The 19471-nt window shown below is 51.8% G+C and carries 28 protein-coding genes; 23 read left to right on the forward strand and 5 right to left on the reverse strand.

Going from position 1 to position 19471, the window contains the following annotated elements; genetic code table 11:
• Positions 1-36 precede the first annotated feature (36 nt).
• The 3 genes from K1567_RS27110 to K1567_RS27120 are packed head-to-tail and all read left to right on the forward strand — an operon-like array spanning position 37 to position 1703.
• Entirely contained in the window at positions 37-300 is a 264-nt protein-coding gene (locus K1567_RS27110) for a hypothetical protein (RefSeq protein ID WP_220699096.1), read from the forward strand.
• Positions 297-1418: a zeta toxin family protein gene (locus tag K1567_RS27115; protein ID WP_220699097.1), complete on the forward strand. Its 1122-nt coding sequence runs from the start codon at positions 297-299 to the stop codon at positions 1416-1418. The genes K1567_RS27110 and K1567_RS27115 overlap by 4 nt, the downstream gene beginning before the upstream one ends.
• Positions 1419-1436: 18 nt before the next feature.
• Positions 1437-1703 carry a hypothetical protein gene (locus K1567_RS27120; protein ID WP_220699098.1) on the forward strand — a complete coding sequence of 89 codons (267 nt, stop codon included), beginning with the start codon at positions 1437-1439 and terminating at the stop codon, positions 1701-1703.
• A gap of 38 nt (positions 1704-1741) precedes the next feature.
• On the opposite strand, the gene K1567_RS27125 is transcribed toward K1567_RS27120, so the two are convergent.
• Entirely contained in the window at positions 1742-2701 is a 960-nt protein-coding gene (locus tag K1567_RS27125) for a tyrosine-type recombinase/integrase (RefSeq protein WP_220699099.1), read from the reverse strand.
• On the reverse strand, positions 2686-3249 hold the full coding sequence (locus tag K1567_RS27130; RefSeq protein WP_220699100.1) for an N-acetyltransferase: 564 nt from the start codon (positions 3247-3249) through the stop codon (positions 2686-2688). Before K1567_RS27130 ends, K1567_RS27125 begins: the two co-directional genes overlap by 16 nt.
• 451 nt (positions 3250-3700) lie before the next feature.
• Between K1567_RS27130 and K1567_RS27810 the strand changes: the two genes are divergently transcribed.
• The 12 genes from K1567_RS27810 to K1567_RS27185 all read left to right on the forward strand — a co-directional run bounded on the left by K1567_RS27810 (position 3701) and on the right by K1567_RS27185 (position 10668).
• Positions 3701-3988, forward strand: a complete 288-nt coding sequence (locus K1567_RS27810) for a hypothetical protein (protein ID WP_310794513.1) — start codon at positions 3701-3703, stop codon at positions 3986-3988.
• Positions 3989-4040: 52 nt separating this feature from the next.
• Positions 4041-4451, forward strand: coding sequence for a hypothetical protein (locus tag K1567_RS27135; protein WP_220699101.1), 411 nt, complete (start codon positions 4041-4043; stop codon positions 4449-4451).
• Positions 4452-4530: 79 nt separating this feature from the next.
• Complete coding sequence (locus K1567_RS27140) at positions 4531-4764, forward strand: hypothetical protein (RefSeq protein ID WP_220699102.1); 234 nt, start codon at positions 4531-4533, stop codon at positions 4762-4764.
• A gap of 82 nt (positions 4765-4846) precedes the next feature.
• A complete protein-coding gene (locus tag K1567_RS27145) occupies positions 4847-5980 on the forward strand; it encodes a ParA family protein (protein WP_220699103.1) in 1134 nt (377 codons plus the stop codon).
• A 90-nt stretch (positions 5981-6070) separates the two neighbouring features.
• On the forward strand, positions 6071-7078 hold the full coding sequence (locus K1567_RS27150) for a ParB/RepB/Spo0J family partition protein (protein ID WP_220699104.1): 1008 nt from the start codon (positions 6071-6073) through the stop codon (positions 7076-7078).
• A gap of 1351 nt (positions 7079-8429) precedes the next feature.
• A complete protein-coding gene (locus K1567_RS27155) occupies positions 8430-8675 on the forward strand; it encodes a hypothetical protein (RefSeq protein WP_220699105.1) in 246 nt (81 codons plus the stop codon).
• A 20-nt stretch (positions 8676-8695) separates the two neighbouring features.
• Positions 8696-8932 carry a hypothetical protein gene (locus K1567_RS27160; protein WP_220699106.1) on the forward strand — a complete coding sequence of 79 codons (237 nt, stop codon included), beginning with the start codon at positions 8696-8698 and terminating at the stop codon, positions 8930-8932.
• A gap of 322 nt (positions 8933-9254) precedes the next feature.
• Positions 9255-9485, forward strand: coding sequence for a hypothetical protein (locus K1567_RS27165; protein WP_220699107.1), 231 nt, complete (start codon positions 9255-9257; stop codon positions 9483-9485).
• A gap of 169 nt (positions 9486-9654) precedes the next feature.
• Positions 9655-9933 (forward strand): hypothetical protein, encoded by a 279-nt coding sequence (locus tag K1567_RS27170; RefSeq protein ID WP_220699108.1) that lies wholly within the window; start codon positions 9655-9657, stop codon positions 9931-9933.
• Complete coding sequence (locus K1567_RS27175) at positions 9933-10178, forward strand: hypothetical protein (RefSeq protein ID WP_220699109.1); 246 nt, start codon at positions 9933-9935, stop codon at positions 10176-10178. The genes K1567_RS27170 and K1567_RS27175 overlap by 1 nt, the downstream gene beginning before the upstream one ends.
• A complete protein-coding gene (locus tag K1567_RS27180) occupies positions 10175-10420 on the forward strand; it encodes a hypothetical protein (RefSeq protein ID WP_220699110.1) in 246 nt (81 codons plus the stop codon). Before K1567_RS27175 ends, K1567_RS27180 begins: the two co-directional genes overlap by 4 nt.
• On the forward strand, positions 10417-10668 hold the full coding sequence (locus K1567_RS27185; RefSeq protein WP_198831260.1) for a hypothetical protein: 252 nt from the start codon (positions 10417-10419) through the stop codon (positions 10666-10668). The genes K1567_RS27180 and K1567_RS27185 overlap by 4 nt, the downstream gene beginning before the upstream one ends.
• Before the next feature lie 4 nt (positions 10669-10672).
• On the opposite strand, the gene K1567_RS27190 is transcribed toward K1567_RS27185, so the two are convergent.
• The 3 genes from K1567_RS27190 to K1567_RS27200 all read right to left on the reverse strand — a co-directional run bounded on the left by K1567_RS27190 (position 10673) and on the right by K1567_RS27200 (position 12558).
• Positions 10673-10867, reverse strand: coding sequence for a hypothetical protein (locus K1567_RS27190; protein WP_220699111.1), 195 nt, complete (start codon positions 10865-10867; stop codon positions 10673-10675).
• Positions 10868-11607: 740 nt separating this feature from the next.
• Positions 11608-12084 carry a DUF6392 family protein gene (locus K1567_RS27195; protein WP_259445123.1) on the reverse strand — a complete coding sequence of 159 codons (477 nt, stop codon included), beginning with the start codon at positions 12082-12084 and terminating at the stop codon, positions 11608-11610.
• A gap of 135 nt (positions 12085-12219) precedes the next feature.
• Positions 12220-12558, reverse strand: coding sequence for a helix-turn-helix domain-containing protein (locus K1567_RS27200; protein ID WP_220699113.1), 339 nt, complete (start codon positions 12556-12558; stop codon positions 12220-12222).
• A gap of 262 nt (positions 12559-12820) precedes the next feature.
• Here K1567_RS27200 and K1567_RS27205 point away from each other — a divergent pair, with 262 nt between their 5' ends.
• The 8 genes from K1567_RS27205 (at position 12821) to K1567_RS27240 (ending at position 19174) form a co-directional block, all read left to right on the forward strand.
• Positions 12821-13336 (forward strand): transcription termination/antitermination NusG family protein, encoded by a 516-nt coding sequence (locus K1567_RS27205; RefSeq protein WP_220699114.1) that lies wholly within the window; start codon positions 12821-12823, stop codon positions 13334-13336.
• A 314-nt stretch (positions 13337-13650) separates the two neighbouring features.
• Positions 13651-13965, forward strand: a complete 315-nt coding sequence (locus K1567_RS27210; RefSeq protein ID WP_220699115.1) for a hypothetical protein — start codon at positions 13651-13653, stop codon at positions 13963-13965.
• A 37-nt stretch (positions 13966-14002) separates the two neighbouring features.
• Positions 14003-14326, forward strand: a complete 324-nt coding sequence (locus tag K1567_RS27215; RefSeq protein WP_220699116.1) for a type IV secretion system protein VirB2 — start codon at positions 14003-14005, stop codon at positions 14324-14326.
• 22 nt (positions 14327-14348) lie between these two features.
• The gene (locus K1567_RS27220; RefSeq protein ID WP_310794514.1) at positions 14349-14762 is read left to right on the forward strand and encodes a VirB3 family type IV secretion system protein; all 414 of its coding nucleotides are present in this window, start codon (positions 14349-14351) and stop codon (positions 14760-14762) included.
• Positions 14677-17088, forward strand: a complete 2412-nt coding sequence (locus K1567_RS27225) for a conjugal transfer protein (RefSeq protein ID WP_220699117.1) — start codon at positions 14677-14679, stop codon at positions 17086-17088. Before K1567_RS27220 ends, K1567_RS27225 begins: the two co-directional genes overlap by 86 nt.
• 5 nt (positions 17089-17093) lie before the next feature.
• On the forward strand, positions 17094-17807 hold the full coding sequence (gene virB5, locus K1567_RS27230; RefSeq protein ID WP_220699118.1) for a P-type DNA transfer protein VirB5: 714 nt from the start codon (positions 17094-17096) through the stop codon (positions 17805-17807).
• A gap of 64 nt (positions 17808-17871) precedes the next feature.
• Positions 17872-18216 (forward strand): hypothetical protein, encoded by a 345-nt coding sequence (locus K1567_RS27235; RefSeq protein ID WP_220699119.1) that lies wholly within the window; start codon positions 17872-17874, stop codon positions 18214-18216.
• 10 nt (positions 18217-18226) lie between these two features.
• Complete coding sequence (locus tag K1567_RS27240; RefSeq protein ID WP_220699120.1) at positions 18227-19174, forward strand: type IV secretion system protein; 948 nt, start codon at positions 18227-18229, stop codon at positions 19172-19174.
• Positions 19175-19471: the final 297 nt, after the last annotated feature.

Raw genomic sequence — 19471 nt, forward strand, 5'->3', positions numbered from 1 at the left:
AAACCCAGTAATTTCGTCTCGACTCAGGGGGTTGTCATGGCTCAATCGCTATTCGAAGAAATCGGTCTCGATAAGGTTTCCGAAATCATGGCTGTTGCCACTGCGAAAGCTGCGAGAAAGGCAGACGAACTTGGCCTACCCCATGCCGAAGAAGTGAACGGCAAATGGGTGTTTCGCTTTCCAGATGGCTCCTCGAAACCCTTCATCACGAAGGGCGACGTCCGGGAATCAGAAGTGCAAATCGCTGCGCCTAAAACTGTACCGGCCTCCAAAGGCAAGGTAGTCAAACGACACGCATGACTCATGTAAATACTCGGATCGGACCTCGCGCCATCGTTTTCGCAGGTCCGAATGGCTCAGGGAAGAGTACTTTGATAGGCGGCTTTCAGGCTGCTCAAAGCCTTCCTGATGTGTATATCAATGCTGACGATATTGCCCGGACAGAGTTCGGCAATATTTCTGACCTCAGGCAACGAAATCTCTTTGCCGCGCAAACAGCTGAAACTCGACGTAGGGATGCTCTTGCGAGCGGGGCATCCTTTGCCTTTGAAACAGTTATGTCTACACCTGGACGTGTAGCCCTTCTTGATGAGGCCCGGGTACGCGGATACCAAGTTGAGCTCGCTTTTGTTGCAACTCGGGATCCCCATATAAACATCGCGCGTGTAGCCGCGCGTGTAGCGCAAAACGGCCACGATGTTGACCCACAGAAAATTATCGAGCGGTACCACCGTACCCTAGCCCTGCTGCCGTCCGCTCTGGACCTTAGCGACTTCGCCTACATTTTCGACAACAGCAGTCATAACAATGGCGCGACACCGGTACCGCCTGTACAACTTGGCTTTAAAAAAGACGGAGTGATCGCACGCGTGCCGCTGGAGGGAGTCAGTTGGTTCGATGAGAAGGTACTTCCTATTTGCAATGATCGACTCATCGAAAGATCGCTAATTCAAGGCGTTTTGCTGCCAGGCATTGGCAATTCTCAGTCATACGCAGGCAGCGTTGAAATGAGTTCGACCAATTTCGTTTGGCTCCGTCTTGACGACCAGTCGATCACGATCCACGACCGCGCGTTGATCGCTCCTCAGCGTTTTAATGTAGGTGATCGTGTTGTGATTTCTTACCAATACGGTGCAGATGGGAAGGCCGTCCGGTCCCAGGCTGTGGATGTGTCTAAAGCCTCACCTGTGCGGGAGCGCTTCAATAACCTGGTGTCTAATACACGTACGGTGTTGGAGTCTGCTGGATTACAGCATGGAGCTGTCAAGCCCGAGAGCCGGGGCCAGGAAAGTGCCGCGCCACTGTCGCAGACAGACCATAAGCCCCCTCGGCTTGAGCTGTCGAAGAAAGACAAGAGTTCTCGGGATATCCAATCAGGGCCTGATCATGAACCTGACGACCTGGGAATGGACATTTGACATCACGGAAAATCGACTATGCGCAATGAACCCAACATCACGATTCTTCCTGGAGCCAGATTCCGCTTAGGCGCTGGGCCGTATGACCAGGCGACCAATACACCGAGGTACAGCTTTGAAATTTTGGCCGCAACTGACGCGATGCGGCATCAAGTGATAGACAGCTCGCACCTCATGGGGCCAGAAGGTAAGAATTTTTGGGTGTGGGACATCGTCAATGAATCCAGCATGCCTGTACTTATCACATTGACCAAAAATGGCACTCCGTTCCATCCATTGGCTTGACGTGTCGCGCATGCTGGTGGACGCGGCGAAAACACATTTCAGTACTTCACCTTGTAGGTCGGTGAATCTTCCGGCCGCTGGCCGCGACGGTCATAGAGGCGCGTCGTACTGATATTGGCGTGACCTAGCCAAACCTGGACCTTGGCGATATCGGCGTCATGATCCAGGGCATTGGTTGCGGCTGTTGCGCGCAGGCCATGCACACCCAGGCCATCAACATCGATCCCCACCACGCTGGCCCACTGAGCCACGATCTTATATATCCCATTACCCGTCACTCGGGCGCCGGTGGTCTTGCCACGCATCGAGCGGAACAGCGGGCCGTTACCTGGCTCGCGTTTGTTGTCGCGCTCCAGGTACGCGTAGATCCGTTCTGCGGCAACCGGGTGCAGCGGCAAATAGCGTGTTTTACCGCCCTTCCCTCTCACCTGCAGGTGTTTGATACCACGGCGCTCCTGCAGATCGCCGTTCATAAGTTGCGCGGCCTCTTCCCGGCGTAGGCCGTGATACAGCAGCACCGCCAAAATCGCCCGGTCGCGTCGACCTTTCAGGGTGTCAGGATCCGGCGCATCGAGCAGAGACTTGGCCTGGTGATCCCCCAGTGCCGGCGTTTTGCCCTCATTGGTTTCAATTCGCGGCCGTTTGACGCCGTGCACGGGATTGCCGCCGGCGACGGCATTGTTCTCCAGGAGGTGATCGAACAGGCTTGCCAGCGCCGCCAGTTTGCGTCGAATCGTGGCGCCGGCCAGGCCCCGGGTTTCCAGCTGGGCCCGCCAGGCGAGTACGTGCGCACGCGTGACTGCGCGAAATTCATCGGCGCCGGTGAGCCCGACAAAGCTGCAGAAGTCTGCTAGGTCGATCTGGTAGGCGCGTCGAGTGCGCGGGTTATCGATATTGGCGAACCATTCGGCCGCTGCCGGCACGCTGGCCAGCTGCTGGAACTCGGCGGCGTTCAGGCGTCGTACGCCGGCGCCGGTGGCGATCAGTCCTTGTCGCATGGGCCGTACTCCGCTTCCATGCGGGCCTTGATGGCCGGCCACTCCGGAGAAGCCTTCAGTTCCCGGATCAAGCGTTCGTGTTCCGGCTCGGGCACCAGATGCTGCCAGCGCTCTTGTTCCAGCGCCATTTGCTCCTGGCCGCGCAGCTCGGGCTCAAGCACTGCGCCGGCGGCAGCCAAGCGCTGGCGAGCCCGGTACCAGAAACCATCGGATGAGGTGTATTGGTACAGCGGCACTATCGGTACCTGGTGCGTGCACCACAGCTGCCACAGCACACTCAAGCCGGTGCCTTTCTGCTGCTGCACAGGATCGATTTCGAGCATGTTGATGTACAGGCGATCGCCCAAGGGATTAACGCCGTAATCGACGTGGCCAACACGATGGCCATAGACCTCGATGTCGTCCAGGTAGTCGGTACCGGGAAACACAAAGTTGCCCCGGGGCGATTCTTGCCGGCGATTGACCAGATGCACCCGCCCTGCCCGTTCATTCAGGTTTTTGGCTGCGCGTCTACGAAAAGAGCCCTGCACTTGCTGAAAAATCGACATACGGACGAACCTTTCTAAAAGTGGTGATAACCTATTTTATCACCACTTATTAAACGCGCGAGCGGAATAGCTGATTTTGTCGCAAGGTGACCAGAATGTGGCCCTTGTTCGCGATAAGAGCAAAAGCGGGTTAGTCAGTATTGGAGGCGTTTTTGAGGCCGGAGTCAGCCAGATCGATCAGCGGAGGGCGACCATGTGAGGGAGTGCTGCGCGGGGTCGCCTCGGCCGGTGTGACCGAGGCGAATTGTAGGAGGGGGTGATCAAGGCGCCGCGACAGAACAGGCCGGAAAGCGAGTTATAAGTCACAGCAAGCAAACTATTAGTTAGGCTGATTTAGCCTAATTATTTCTTGCTACTTAGGCTGATTCAGCCTAAGATGATGTTGTTGGTGGCACGCAGAGAGCCACTCGACTCTTGAGGAGGCTAGTCGTTGCCGCTGACGGAGAACGAGATGAGACTTTCAGATGTAGCGACGATTCAGACTAACTTTCCAGAGGCTCATTTCTGGATAGTTCGGAGAGGGTCAGCGGATCGATGCGGGGAGCCCAGCCGTGAGTTCAACCCTGAACATATCGGCATACGGATTACCCGGCTAGACCTTCTGTTACCTGACTACCTTTTCTATGCCCTGATGCACATTCACCAGGGCGGTCATTGGAAAACAGTAGCTACAGGAACTCTGAGTTTAGTAAACATCCGTGTTTCAGACGTTCGACGTATCGAGCTGTCGCCACGGTAGAGAGCGGGGGGGGAAGCCCCCTCCCAACTCTGACCCTTACAGGAGCTGCACAATGTTTATCGAATTGCCAGGCATCTCCACACAGCAGGCAATGGTTTTTGAGGAAGGGACGAAAGCCGCAATTGCGCAGCTTGAAGCCAACCTTAAAGCCCCCAGGCTACCGCCGCAGACCAAGGTTGATGAAACCCAATACCCACGCACCCATCTGCTGAGAAAAAATGAAGGATGGGTACCACCAGCCCCGGAAATCGTTCGTGCTTACTTTGAACACTTCCAGGAGCACTTTAAGGAGTTTGACACAGATAAGAAGCTTGCTCAGTTGCTTGAGCTGTCCGGGAATCGACGCATAAGAGCGTTTAAGAATGGAGAATTTACGGTGCCATATGAAGTATGGCGAAGCTTCTTGGTGATGACTGGGCGTGTACCGCAGGACGCCATAAAGGTTTTGGCGTTCATGGGGTAAAACTTTGAAAAGAGGATCGCCAGGGCGCGGCTGCAACCACCCCTAGCGTGAGACAAAACTACCTGGTTAGGAGCAATTTATGTCTGTCACAGAATATACCACAGGTGTTCATTCCGTATTGGAGGTGCCTCTCGTTGAGCTGGCCCATCCAAAAAACCTGCCAAGCGTTCTTGAGTTCATCGCGAAGCTCGCACCGCCATGCATCGCTGAAGCGCTGATTACCAAAATTATTGCGGATTTGATTTCAATCAGCGGTTGCACCCGCAAAGCCGCTATTTCATTAGTAAATCGCATGATTCAGGTATATGGCTGAAAAACACGATAAAACCTGAATTCGTGCTATTTTGTCGTAAATTTATGAACTGCGGTAATCGCCACTCAATTGGACGCCTGCTATGAATGTCGAAAACGAAACATCGGATGAAATTCAGAATTTCGTAGATTTTCAAAACCTCGTATATCCGCCAGCCTTTGCGGCCGGCTGCTTTGGACTAACTACCCGACGCTTGAAGGACATTGAAGAAGAACACGGTGTCAACATTCGCCGTGTTGCTCGCGGTTCTGTGCCCTCACGGGCTTACACCATCCCGGATATTTTCGAGATTTCAGCTTTACGTCGCTCGCTCAACCAGGCCAAAGGCCTCCCCCGTCAGATCGTAGTTTCAACGTTCGTTCCCAAAGGTGGGACATCGAAGACAACCACGGCGGTAAATCTGTCGATTTACTGCCAGTTAGCGGGCTTGAAGGTTCTATTGATCGACAATGATCCGCAGGGTGACACCTCAGGTACGTTGGGCTATGACCCCGATCTAGGTCCTGAAGACTTAGTGGAAATGGGCATACCAGCAGACCGACTGGTTGATGGTCACTTGGGTAACCTAATAGGGCCTTTGCTACGCATGCGACCATTTGAAGAAAAGACGTTGGACCAGGTTATTAAAAAACCCTTCGGTGAGAACGGTATCCACCTGATCCCCGCTGACGCCTATTTAGAAGACTTGGGGGTTCCACTGGATGCTTCCAACAACTCTGACATGTGGTACGCGAAATGGATCGAGGATGGCAACACGGGTCAAATCCCTGGTTGTGACTTATCGGTTTACGATTTGATAATTTTCGATAATGCACCGTCTGGCTCTCGACTGACCAAGAATTCCGTTGCGGCCAGCGAGTTACTGTTGTGCCCTGTACGCATGGATAAATTTTCATTCCGTGCGCTGATTCGCTTGCATGACTGGTGTGCCAGGTTCGCCAAGGAATACAAATTTGCCCCGGCAATTTCTGCGATACCTACTATGTTCAAGCGGAATCGCAGCCGTTTACTGAGCAATCTCGTGACTCTCAATGAACTGTTCCCAGGCGGTGTTACTGACGAAAAGATTTATTTTTCCGAAGACTATGAAAAGGCGCTGGACCTGGGGATCCCGTTGATGCTTTGGAAGGGGGCAAATAAGGCAACGCTTGATGCTGCCAGGGATGTTTACAGTGAAATTCTCGGGCGTATCCGAACCTTGGCAAACGAAGGGTAGTGTGTTGCTACTAGCAACACTCCTCTCTTCACCCGGTCGATGCAGCGGTGTTGCTACTAGCAACACCAATAAGAAAATTGAGGTTAACCCATGAAATCTAATGACTTTCCAGGGAACAAGCGGAACCGAACGATGGTAGGGCTGCGCCAACCCGAGCCAATTCCAGGTGCGAACTCAAGTGTTGTTCGCAGATCCACTGCGCGCGCCGATATGCTTAAAAATGCCGGAATAAATAATGAAGCAACGCCCGAGGATGTTCCGACTATAAAACCCTTGGAAGGTGAATGGCTCAGTGGGAAGTCAGCTCTGAGCGATATTCCAGTCGCAAATATCGTGCAGTCTAAATATCAGCCACGCATGGTTTTCGATGAGAAAGCTATTGATGAACTGGCTACCTCTATCCAGGCTATCGGCCTTGGTAAACCAATTCTTGTTCGACCTTTGCCTGAGGGTAAATATGAGCTAATCGGCGGGGAGCGCCGATGGCGTAGTGTGAAATTGCTTGGATGGACAACGATCCAAGCACTGGTCCGCGAAATGTCTGACGGCGTGGCAATGCTGTTAGCGCTCACCGATAACAACCAAGAGGATCTTAGCGATTATGAGCTTGGACGCAGCTATCACCGGATCCTTGAAAATGGCGAAGAACAAAGTCAGCGAGCGTTGGCGCGTAGGTTGGGAGTTAACGTATCGACCGTGAGTCGCTGTCTCTCGCTTATGCAGCTGTCAGAGAAAATACGTAGCTTGCTCGATACAAATCCAACACTAATTACTGGGAATTACGCCAAAAGGTTTCTTGAATTTTCCAAGACCCATCTGGAGCTTGTAGAAACTACGGTTATCTCCATGGCCAAGGATGGCGTTCAGCAGGAAGCGGCGCTTCGGCACATTGAAAAAGCAATTGCGGCCGCCACCAAGTTTCCTGCTTCAGCGAAAGTCACCGGCATAGGGTTTGAAGGTCTAGGGAAACTGAAGATCGTTGGATCGCGTGTTGAATTTAAGTGTATGAAAGGCATCAATCCCGAATTGTTGAGCCAGCATTTTGAGAAGTTGCTGCGATCTTTAGATCCTGCAAAAGTTGTTGAAAGTTCGGACTGATGACTTTCTCCAATGGGGGCTGCCTACAGGCTCTTTTCTCCACACGGCTTGTAACGCTGTTTGAGCGGCGCGCCTCGTTAGGGCTGGCAAGCGCATGGCATGCCGCCCTAAAACGTCCCTGTCGCGATTTTACGAGGTCGATTTCAACCGCCTATAGAGGGCAAGTTGTTATGACGCCTAGATAAGGAACGGGCTGGTCAACACACCAATATTTACATCTGTGAACAGGATTCCCAAAGGTGTATGCCATTAATGAGGCGCGCCTGCTGTGCCCTTCGGTTGTTTCTGCCCAGTCTGATTCTGATATAGGGCGATCCTGGATCCCGAAGGGCTCCCCATGGGGCCTGGTGATCCTGATGACCCATACCGCGCATTTAATACGAGACTGACGCGGGCATGATTGATAGCAAAATGCTCGCAACTACTGCTGTGGCTAATGCCATCGAATTGAAGGCTTGTCGCCGGCAAACGCGGTGCAGGGAAGACCAAGCGAATTGACGGCCTTCGACCCTGCTACGGATGCTAGGGTGCGGGCTGTTGCTCGCCCTGGGGAAAGCTGGGCCACGGCCCTGGAGCTTGCTCGGGTTCTGTACCAGTGGCCACGTGACCTGTGGTCGCGTCAGATGCTGACGTGCCCGCACTGCCAGCTGGTTTACCCGAGGTGGCCAACGTTGTGGTGATGGATCGAGGTTTGCCCAACGTCCCGCAGCATTCCTGCTGTGTGCGGGATATATGAGGCCGACCCCCGGCAGTCGTGCGACTTCAACGCCAAAGTTAGCGGCAACTATAAGGCGACTTAGAAAGTTGGCAACTTCTTCAACTTGGGTATACTTTCAAGTACTATAATATTTATTGAAAAAAGTTTGTCTTGGCTATTGTGTTTCTACTTTTAAATGTTATCTTATTTATGTCGGGAGAACATTGAGCCTTATAAAGATACTTTTATAGTGGTAATTTGCCGGCAAAAAACTAACTATAAGAGGACTTTTATGTCAAAAAATAAACAGATGTATAAAACAATAAGAACGGTTGCGGTAGTTGTTATGATGTTGTTACAAGGTGGCGATGTGCCTACGGGTGATGGCCCGAGAGGCCAACAGTACGGGCCTGTAAGGCCGAGTGAAAGGCTGATTTGTCAGCCGGAGGTGATACCTCAACAGCGGTAACACTGAGTTAGTAAGCATAAAGAAAGTGACCATGACGGTCCTTTTTTTTTGCCCTTAAAAAGTGGAATAGGCAAGTTGGCCGGCCGGCACAATATTATAATGTGTGAAGAGGTGTTGGGATAGACCAAACCTTACCATGTGTAAGCGGTCTATCCAGGTATATCCAACTTATCGAAGGCTATCCAATGAAACAAACCACGCATAACCCTAACCTGGAACAGTGGCAATTGATCTATGATGATCGGGCCGCGTTGCTGGAAAACCCCGAAGCCCAACAGCGGACGCTGATCGAGCTGGCCAATACGTTGCATGCCAATGGTGTGATTGATGACAGCGAGCTGGCCGAGCTGCTGGAGCAAGCCGACGCGGCGTATGCGTGGGGTGTGGAAGAACAGCTGAGCGCAGAACTCAATCACCCTGACGTGAACTGAGCAGAAAGGAGCCCCCCGCCATGCCCTTAATTGACAGTAAGCCCCTGGCCGAGCAGCTGAGCCGAATCCGCGCGGCCAATGCCCGCTGTGACGCGCTTGTAGAGGCATCCCGGGGCCAGCATGTGACGGACAGCCATGCCGAACACACCGAGCGGATGCGCGGCATCGACGAAGCCCAAGAGGCGTACCACCTTGAATTGGTCCGGCTGTCGGCCCTGGTGCAATCGGCCATCGAGCGGGCCGAAGGCGTGCGGTAGGGCGCGTTACCCATAACGAACGCAATAGAAAGGAACCCCCGGCGCCGTCATGACCGCCACCACTCCCACGCCGTACGAAGGGCCTGCCGGATGGCGGCGCGTAGGAGTTGTTGCAGCAGCCAGAGCAGTACGGTTTTCAAAATGCGCATGATCGTTGTCGCCTCGGTTGGAATGCCTACAGCGTGCTGTCACGACCTGGGCGGTTCCACTTGGGGTTTTTCCGCGCTGGGTCACGACAGTGCCGGCGTCCACCGTGAGGCGACGAATAGCCTTACTTTTTTCACGTTTCCGAAAAGCTTTTAACTTGAAAGGAACCCCCGCCATGCCGATGATCGAAACTGACCAACTCAAGCCCGCCAGCGATGCCGCCCAGTCTGCCAAACAAGCCTGGTATGCCGCTGTGGAGGTAATGAATGCACACGACAAGGCTGATATTGAAGGCTTGGCCCTGGCCACTGAGCGCGTCGTAATGGCCCGCGAGGTGTACAACGACCTGTGCCGTGACCTGGCCAGGGACGTGCATATGCTGTTGAACGCTGCCCATAGCGAGTAACCCGCCTTACGAATAACGCCACTTATGTAAAAAAGGCCCCCACACCCAGGCCAGGTGTGGGGGCCTTTTTTTAGGCCCACGGCAACCAATCCCCCATAGACTGGCGCACCGCACCCCCCTAGACTGGTTTTACGCACTATCACCCCCTCACGCGAAAAGGAATCCACGCATGTACGAACCCCTGACCGACCCGGCCGCCATTGAGGCCGCCAATCAGTATTTTGATGACCTGATCGCCCAGGCTGATCCTGCCGGGGCCTTGCCGCATTTACGGCCCACGGTTGAGGGGCTGCGCGATGAAGCCCTCACGCATGCCGGCATGCTGCGCACACAAAACCAGCTGCGCGGCTTCTTGTGGGGCTTGATGGTGGCCGAGGCCTTGACGACTGAACAGGCGCGCACCCTGAGCCAGCGCCTAGATAACGGCCGCGCCGCTGGGTGGCTGTAATGAGCGCGCGTGACAGTAACGCGGCCCGCTACCGCTTGCAGGAAGCCCTGGAATTTTGGGGGGAGCGTTGGGTGCTGGACGGCCTGCAAGTGACCTGCCCAGGCTGCCTGGCCGAACAACTCGCCCAGGACGCGCGCGCGCCGTTCATCCACGTCGACGGCTGCCCCTTGGCCACCGAGTTTGCCCAACACCCCTGGATTGAATTACGCGACCTGCTGGTCGACCTGCCGGCGGTGCCGGCATGAGCCTAATCGACCCGCTGGGCGGGATCGTGCTGCCGCCCAAGCCGCACAAGTGTGTAGAACAGCACCTGGCCTGCATCGAGCGCGCCGAAAACAGTCGCATCGTGCAGATATGGGTCGACCGTGCGCAAAGTCTAATCGAGGGCCTGGAGGCGGCCGGGGCACTCAACGACACGACGATTGAGGCGCTGTATGTCCACGTCGATAACGTCGCCACGGCGCGCCTGGAGGCGCTGAAAGAATGATCGGTGAGGCGATACAGTTAGATTCCCTGGCGCACCTGGTGGCCCAGCACGCGATCCGTGACGTGGTGGTCGGCCGGGTCAAAGGGGATAACGCGCAGTGGACGCTTTCCGTGCGCCTAGGCGGCCCCACGGCGCGCCTGGTGCCCGTGCGCAGCCGGCGCGAGCCCCTGCGGATCTGGACCAGCCTAAAAGCCGTGGTGAAGTTTGCCGACAAGGTGGGCATTACCAGCTTTAGCGTGGAGCTGTGACCGGTCACACGCCTTGTTTGTGGGCCGCTTTGTCCAGGGCTTCGGCCAGGATCTGCGCCGAGGTGCTAAGCGCGCTGTAGAGCTGGGTCAATTCCAATTCCGGCGCGCTCGATGGGGTGCGCTGGGATTGCGCGTAGTACTTGCGAAAATCCTGCAGGGTTTGCAGCTCAAACGGCGACAAGTCCAGGGTGATCAGCATCGGGCTACCTCGGCGGCGTTATGCGTAACGGCGATAATCAGCAGGCGAAAAAAAACCGCCTTAGAGGGGGCGGTTTTTTCGTGCAATCCGGTTAGAGGCCGGGCTTGCGTTCTCACAGGGAGCATTAGCGTGCGGGTCAATGTTAGCGCCCGGGCGCAAGCAAACACAAGATAAAATCGTTAATAACGGTCTGGAGTGGTACGAAAGGGTGCATTTCGTCATAAAGTCATGCCGCTGAAACCCCCGCCTTGCGGGGGTTTTGGTCAAAAATGAAACGAGTTTTGTAAGGCAAAGCGCCACGCCTCAACACAAACCTATGTTTCGTCGATATTATGGGCGTGTTCCGCGTTCGTCACCTTTGAGGTTGGCCGGGCCAGCGCGCGAATTTTGGACCGACTGCCACGGATTAGAGACCCGTACCGGTTAATGCAGAAGGACCATAAGCCCAGCCGCCTCATAGGGAGCATTAGCGTGTTTCCCGAAGGTGCGCAAGTTCCGGTAGAGCGCACTGGAGGTATGGCCCATCTACGGGGGGGCCAGGTATGTCTAAGTTAAGACGTGCGTGGGACTTCGTAGTGGTTTGTTTGCGTGTTCATCACGTTTACGAGCTGCTGCGAGACTACTTTGACGGCCTGTAACGGCTAAGAGGTGGGGCCGCTATGACTTCGGTCATAGCGGTTTTTTTTTGCCTACAGAACACCCCAGCATTTAATGAGCTTTCATGTCACTGCGCTAGCGATTCAGTTTCTGTCGATGAGCGAAAAGACAATTCGGTCAACATGAAGGCTTTCAGAGTACTGAAAATCAACAAGGGCGGTGTCATGGAGTGTGTGAGGTAACTGATAGCTATCCCAGCCGCCCATAGTCTCTATGGACCCGGGTATTTCTACCGAGTTGCTTGTTCGTAGGGGGGGGCCAAAAATGGCCCTGACCTGCATTTGGGTTTTCGCAACGCTATAAGGTGCAGGCAATTCACCGGCGTAAACCGGTGTGCCGCCGCCCAGCACACCATCGCGCAACGTGATTTGTATCGCTTCGAATCGCATTGTTTCAGCCCAAAAACTCAGTTCTACACCCGACTCTGGTTCAAGCTCTAAGGATTCACCATCCCCGTATAGGTCGTGCAGCGGCTGGCTTGAAATGATTCCCTGAGTAACCAGGTGATCATGCGAACCTCCTAGGTTCTTGATCCAGCTTTCTAAGGTCCCAACGTCCATCGCTACCACCTCAATTCATCAATTATGTTTTTTCCCCAAGCTGCTGACGGCTTGGTGGCTGCTGCTCAATGCTCATTGCGTTACCTCGACCACGTTTTTCGCAAAAGGTGCCCGAAGCAACGAGGGTGCAGATGATTAGTTTTTCTCGATCAATTGGATGGTCTTGATCAGCTTTTCCAGAAGGTGGGGGTTATCGATCTTGTAGATCAGCTCCAGGAGCTTAGTCCGCAGCTCTATTACCTGCGCGCGCGACACTTCATGCTCAGACGGAAGGATATCCATAGGGGATACCCCAAAAAGCGCTGCAAGTTTGATGAGTTGTTCGCTATCTGGAGAGTGTTGCCCGCGTTCATAGCGGCTAATCGTCGCTATTTCGCATTCTAAGGCTTCCGCTAAAACCGCCTGTGTAATCCCTTTTTCTTTTCGAAGTGCGCGTATCCGGCCTCCGATGAATTTCCTTGTGGGCGAGGTCATTTGCGGCGCCTGAAAATTCTGTAGTTTCAGGCGTTTAACGGGAAAAAAAAGGCTAAAAATGCAAAATTTACACTAATCGTTGTTTTCGGCTCAAAAAGACCATAAAATTTCGACTGCTAAAGATGTTCTCGCAACGAAATGCACTGTATATTTGAACAGTGCTGGTTATTCGTACAGCACAGCACAGGAAATTGCTTCATCAGCTCAGGCTCGCTCACGGCGCGTTTGTGGCGGGTTGCACCCAAAAGGGAGAGGTTTAGGGATGCAAAGCTGGTATTTGATAACTCACAATCTCCATGGTTTTCAGACGGTTACGACGAAGCTTGAAGCTCTCGGCGTGGAAATCTACTCACCTACCATGACTGAGATTACAAAGCGCAAGGATTGCAAGGGCACTCGTGTTAAGCAGAAGCAGCTGTTCCCTGGCTACCTGTTTGTTCGCTTCGACTATGAAGACATACACACAGGTACTGTCTCTGAGGTGCCTGGCGTTAAAGGTTTTGTCCGATTCGGGCAAACGATCTGTACAGCGCCGGACACTTTGATCGAGGCATTGAAGCAATCGCTCATCCTTAAGGCCGACCAGGCGTTAAGCAGTATTGAATGCCGGAACGTAACGCAGGACGTCGCGGATGCTTTGCATTCGATTACACGCATGAAGGACCAGTTACAGCGGCAGACAGCTTTTTTTGCGTTACTCCAGAAAGAGTCAGACCTCATCAATATGGCGAGCCGCCCATATTCACGTATCAGTTCGGCTACCAATAACGCCTGCTGATTGCGCAACACCTTTATCACAACTTACCCCCTATCTCACTGCCCGGCTAACACCGGGCGGTGCTTTTGTGCATCCGAGGAGACTTAGTATGGTCCAAAACCATATGGGCAAAAAGAAATCTGCCGTAGCCCATGTTGGCTATGAGCGGTTTAACACACTAACCCAAATCGCGATTGATATTAGCGGCCAATCTAGACAGCAAATCACTGGCTCCGCTTTCTTGAAGTTCGTTATTGACAATTTTTCCGGTCAGGCAAAAGAACTATTGCTTCGCCAATGGGCCGAGGAATCGAATACATCAGAGGGTTAGTAAGATGGCAGCTCAATTATTTGCCGCCGCCGTAATACTGCAACTCGTCGCAATTACTGCGATGGCAGCTGATAACGCTACGGACCGTCCGAGCGCAGTGATTGAACCAGCTAAGACCTCAGTACCAGGCGCAACGGAAGACTACTCAGGTTTATTCCCTGGAACCGGCTGGGAAGGGGGGCATGAATTGCCTCAACAGAAACCGGTTACAACTTCGCCGATGCCGACCTACGAAAGCTGGGATGTATTGAGACAGTACCCACGCTTCGTTCCAATCCCAAAATCTACTGTGATTAATGAAATTTCAGAAGATAAATAGTGTTGCGTGAATTATTTAATAATGAAGGAGAAGTTCAATGTTACGTAGAAAATTTGTGGTGCGGTTGTTGGGGCTACTAATCTGCTTGGCGCCAATGTTCGCAATGGCCGACGACTGGGCTCAAACGTTAGTAGCGCAGGGCCGTAACGTCCGCATTGGTATGTACGCTATTGGCGGGTCCATGGCTCTCGTAACGCTTGTCTGGACGGGCATTCGCTGGCTGATGGCCCGTGCAAGTGGGGATCATTCAACTACGTTCATGACCTATCTTGAACAAGTTGGGGTGATCCTCGTTGTTGGTGGTGCTGTCGTCTTAGGCGCAGCGGCATGGCAAATTTTTGGTACAGGCAATCCGACCTAAGCCGTGTTGAGGAGAGCCAGCCGTGGCTGATGATGAACCGCTGTTATTCAACAGCTATAACGCTATGTCTAGACCAGCTACACATTGGGGCATTCCCATAATGCCTATGCTTGGCCTGGTCATGAGTGGCTTGATTGCTTTCGGCGCAGGTGCTGCCATCTTGGGGTGGGAATGGGGCCTAGCATTAGCGCTTCCTTTCCTGATAGCGCTGCTGGCTCTCCGGCTAATAACTTCTGTAGATGATCGTTATCTGCGAAGAATTCGGTTCGCGCTAAGACGCATTCTACGGAATTTGAAATATGGCAAACAACTTTTGTTAACTCCTTCTAACCCTAAGTGGAGCCAATATTATGGCAGACGCTTTTCACAAAAACGTTATGTCTCCGGAGGAAATGGCTCCGATGATGAAATATCACGTTCACGAGAACATGGTTAGCCTCACGGGAAACCGGTTGCTCAGCCTTATTCGGTTAAAGGGTATCTCTCATGAGACCCGCAGTGACGCAGAATTGAAACAACAGTTTTTTCAGCTAAATCGATATTTCTTAGCAATGGGTAAAAAAGAGGGTAAGAACCTATTGCTGCAAGCCTACATCAGTAAAAGTGGTGTGGAACTGAATCATGAATACAAGATGTCTCTGCCTGTCCTGCAAGATTTTGTCGACGCTTACACGGCGCCATTTCGTAACGGTACGTTCCGACAAATAGGGTATACCTTAGCGCTGGTTCTTAAATACAGTGACCTTGATAAGGGTATCAGCTCGATGCAAGAGCTTCTGACCATATCCTCGACCATGTTAGCGAAGTATGACGTTGCCATTATGGGGATGGAAGAAAACGAGCATGGCGCGCTATATTCCCAAGTTGGACGATTCTACAGCGGATTATTCAACGGTCAGGAGAAAGATATTCTCTGCAGCGATACTCGGTTAGGGGATGCGGTAATCGATAGTGTCACAAACTTTGCAGAATACGATTTTGTGGAAAATCGACCTAACCGTGGCGGTGTTCGCTTCGCAACGACGTACGATTTACGTGACTATCCATCTGCAGGTTCATCACCAGGAATGTGGGATGAAGCGATTGAACAACAATTTGACTTCACTCTAGTACAAACATTTCTTTATGAAGATCGAACCAAAATTAAGCGCGAGTTTAAAAAGCACGTTTCGGACCTTGGCTCAGTGGAGGGGAACTCTAAGCAGACTAAAGAACTTGATGACGCTGTGCAGCAGATTACCCAGGGCGATTTAAGTTTTGGTCGGTATCATGCAGCTCTTATTGTGTACGGTGATTCGCCCGATGATGCTATCGATAACGGCGCAAAAATGGAGTCCATTTTCACTGTTCGCGATACAACGTTTGTTCGATCTACGATGAGTAACATTGAGACCTGGTACACGCAATTTCCGGCTTACCTAGACGTGCTGTACCCCCTGAGTAAGTCGACTGAGAACTTCGCTAGCACCTTTTCTCTGCATGCAACACCTACGGGCAAGGCACGTGGCAACCCTATCGGAGACGGCACTGCGCTGATCCCCATGCGCACTGATAAAGACGCTTTATTCCTGTTGAACCTGCATGACAGCCCGTTAGGTCAAAACAACCTAGGCGAAATGCTGCCAGGCCATGCATCTTTCACCGGACAAACAGGCGCGGGTAAAACAACAGCGGAAGGGATAATTCTGGCCTTCGCAAGTCGCTTTGAGTGTGCTTTTTTCGGGATTGATTACAATCACTCGTTGAAGAACCTACTGGATGCATTGGATACCAACTATTTTTCGCTTGTACCAGGTATCTACACTGGAGTTAACCCCTTTCAGTTTCCGGACAACCCGGAATTGCGAAACTTTCTGTTCGACCAAGTAGCCTGCTGTGCAGGTGGCAAGGCAATGAACACGGCGGAAGACGAGCGCGAAATTCAGGATTCTATCTCTGCTGTGATGCAGCATTCAGTTGTAGGCAACCGAGGAATGTCACTGCTACTGCAGAATATCTCGCGCCGGGGTGGTAACTGCCTCCACACGAGGTTAGCAAAATGGTGTCGAAAAGCTGGTGGCTACGAAGGTCAGAACGCATGGGTACTTGATTCACCCGCTAACTTGTTTAATCCGCAGGACTTCTGGCGTATCGCGTTTGACTGCACAAAGATTCTGAATCGAGATTTCGCCAGTAAGCACCCCGATGTTATGGAGGTTTTGCTGAATACGCTTTTTTATATGAAGCGTGCGATGCATGCCGCCAGGCCGGGTAAATTGCTTATCAACTTTATCGCTGAGTACTGGGTGCCGTTGTCGTTTGAAAGTACAGCCGAAGCGATTAAAGAGATTTTGAAAAGCGGACGTACTCGGGGTGAGATGCTTTTAATGGATACTCAGTCACCGGAAGACGCGTTAGACACTAAATATGCACCTGCTGTTATTCAGCAAGTGATAACTTCGGTTTGGCTGGCTAACGAGAAAGCTGACCGCGAAAAATATGAGCGATTCGGTATTAAAGGTAAGGTTTTTGATGCAATAGCGGAAATGCATCCGTTGGGCCGCGAAATGGTAGTTGTTCAGGGGAACCAAGCAGTAAAACTAAAGCTTGTACTGAATGATAAACTTAAATACTGGTTGCCATTGTTATCCTCCTCACCAAAGAACATTGCAGTGGCTGAGCGGATTAAAAAGTCTTTGAATACAACCGATCCCAAGATTTGGGTATCGGCATTTCTTGATGAAATGGCAAGGCTGTCAGATCTGGAAAGGCAGAATGGGTAAATACTATGAAACGTATCTTCATTATAACAGCATTGTCGGTAGCGCTATTTGCGGCTATCCCGAGTGCTAACGCTATCGGCATACCTACACTTGACTCTACAACTGCTGGTCTTTTGGTAGTGAATGCTACCGCACAGGCTAAGCAGGCTCTTGATGCGTTGAAGCAGGCTAAGGAGGGTATTGAGCAAGCTAAAGCTGAATATGACCATTATAAAAGTCTGATTTCGGGAAATTCCAATTATGGTGATTTTCTTAATAATCCAGAACTGAACAAAATCTTGCCACTTTCAGAGTGGGGCGACATGTATAAGGACGCTAAGCGGTTGCCTGAACTGCGGCAGCGTTACGGAATGGTGTCGGATGATGTTCATGTGCAAAAAGCCTATGACAAGCTGCTGGCAGCAATGGGAGCCCTTGAAGCCAACTATGAGGCCAGTAATGAGCGCGTGAAAAACGCTGAGGAACTCAAACGTCAAATAAATAGAGTCGAAACACCTCAGCAAAAACAGGACTTACAGATCCGATATCAACAGGAGCTGATCGAGCAGCAGAATCAAGAAATGCGCCTGGCTAACGTAATTGCCCTGTCCGAGCAGAGACAGAAACTTGAGAACAAACGGCGTGCCCAAGAGTTTCAGGACCATATGCGCGGCAAAGGCAAATATCGTTCGATACAAGAAATGGATGCCGACTACGACAGGACCCTCGGCAACGAATGAGGTCTGTGCGAACCACTAAAAGGTGTTTTACACTTGCGGTCCATCCAATTAGTGTGAGGTTTTTATGTATAAATTCAGAAATTACAGTTTGGCGGCGCTCCTATTTGCTGTTTTGACAGGATGTGATGGGAATAATACGAATGGATTCGTTGGCCACTGGGTGGAAGTTCCTGGAACTGAATCAAAGTACCTGGGAGCAAGCAAGCCAATGACGTTAGATATTTCCTACAGCGAAAATGTTTTTCACATTGACGAAAGTAAAAATGTCTTGGGCAAGGACTTTGAGAGAAAACTCGAAGGGCGGTCGGAATCCTCTACCACGCTTAGCGCACTTGGCGGTTCATTGACCATGCGATTGGAAGATTCCAAATTGTTCTACAACGGTCGGGTATTGGTGAAATCACCATGATGGAGGTTAGATGGATTTTCAGGTTGCAATAGCCGCCGATCTGTTTCAAGCCATCGATGCCGCTCTTAAAGGAACTTTAGGAAGCGGCACTTCCAAGGTTATGCTTGGCTTAGGAGCATCGTTCGGTTCGATGTGGTTGCTAAATTTTACAATGAAAAGTATTTACTGGTTGCACCAGGGAATGGATGCCGTTTTTCAGGATGTTCTTATATCCATCATGAAAATGGCGATTATTGTTTACTTCGCGTTCAACGTCTCCTGGTACACATCCACAGTCGTTCCGATCGTCACGGGTTTACCTGACTGGATGGGAGGTGTTTTAGCCGGTAATGAAGGCCCGGCGACCAATCAGGTTGACGGCCTAATAAACAGTTATATCGGCTCTCTCGATACTCTGATTTCTGCAATGCAGTTTGGGTGGACGGAAGATTGGGCTGTCATGTTTTACGCTGTTTTGGTGGTCGCCTTCTATTTGATGGGCGGTATCCCATTTCTAGGCGTATGCATTGGGACGATGATTACGCTTAAAGCCGCCACAACAGTAATTCTTGTTGTCGGGCCGGTATTTATTGCTTTTGCGCTGTTCGACCAAACACGACAATGGTTTTGGGGCTGGGTGTCCGTGATCGGTGGCTTTATGTTGACACAGGTCTTGTTCGCCATTGTTATCGGGCTAGAGTTGAACTACATAAACAACAACATTGTGAAGAATGGTCAGATTGAGACTACTCTAGTTTCCGCATTCGGCATTCTATTGATATTTGGCGCATTTACATATCTTGCTACTGAGCTTCCAAACTACGCGGCGTCTATTATGGGTGGGGGACCATCTGGTGGCGTAACCGGGGTCGGAGGGGTATTAGGTAAGGCAACTGGCTTGAATCCAGCTGGCCGTATGGCCAAGTCCGCTGCGCAGTTCGCCGCACGACGCTTTAAAGGGCGCAATCAAATAAAGTAGCCTTGTCCTCCTCAGCTTCTAACACTCATTTGTAAAACAGGTAAATAAATATGAATTGCAAACTCTTGTTGAGTGAGTTGCTTTGTGCTGCGCTGCTTTTAGGTTGTAGTTCTGCACCTAAGTTAACAGTCCCTTCCGGAGACTGGGAGGAAGTTAATCAGCCAGGAGCCATGCCAATATTCACTACTGCTAATACAACATCATTAACCCCTGCATCGATCCCAACACCGCGTGCCCCCATCGCGTTTGGTGCGCCGCCCGCTAAACCTATAGTGCCAGCGCCTGTGCCTGCGCCGC

It is taken from the genome of Pseudomonas sp. S5F11 (assembly GCF_019641515.1).
Classification (GTDB): domain Bacteria; phylum Pseudomonadota; class Gammaproteobacteria; order Pseudomonadales; family Pseudomonadaceae; genus Aquipseudomonas; species Aquipseudomonas rhodesiae.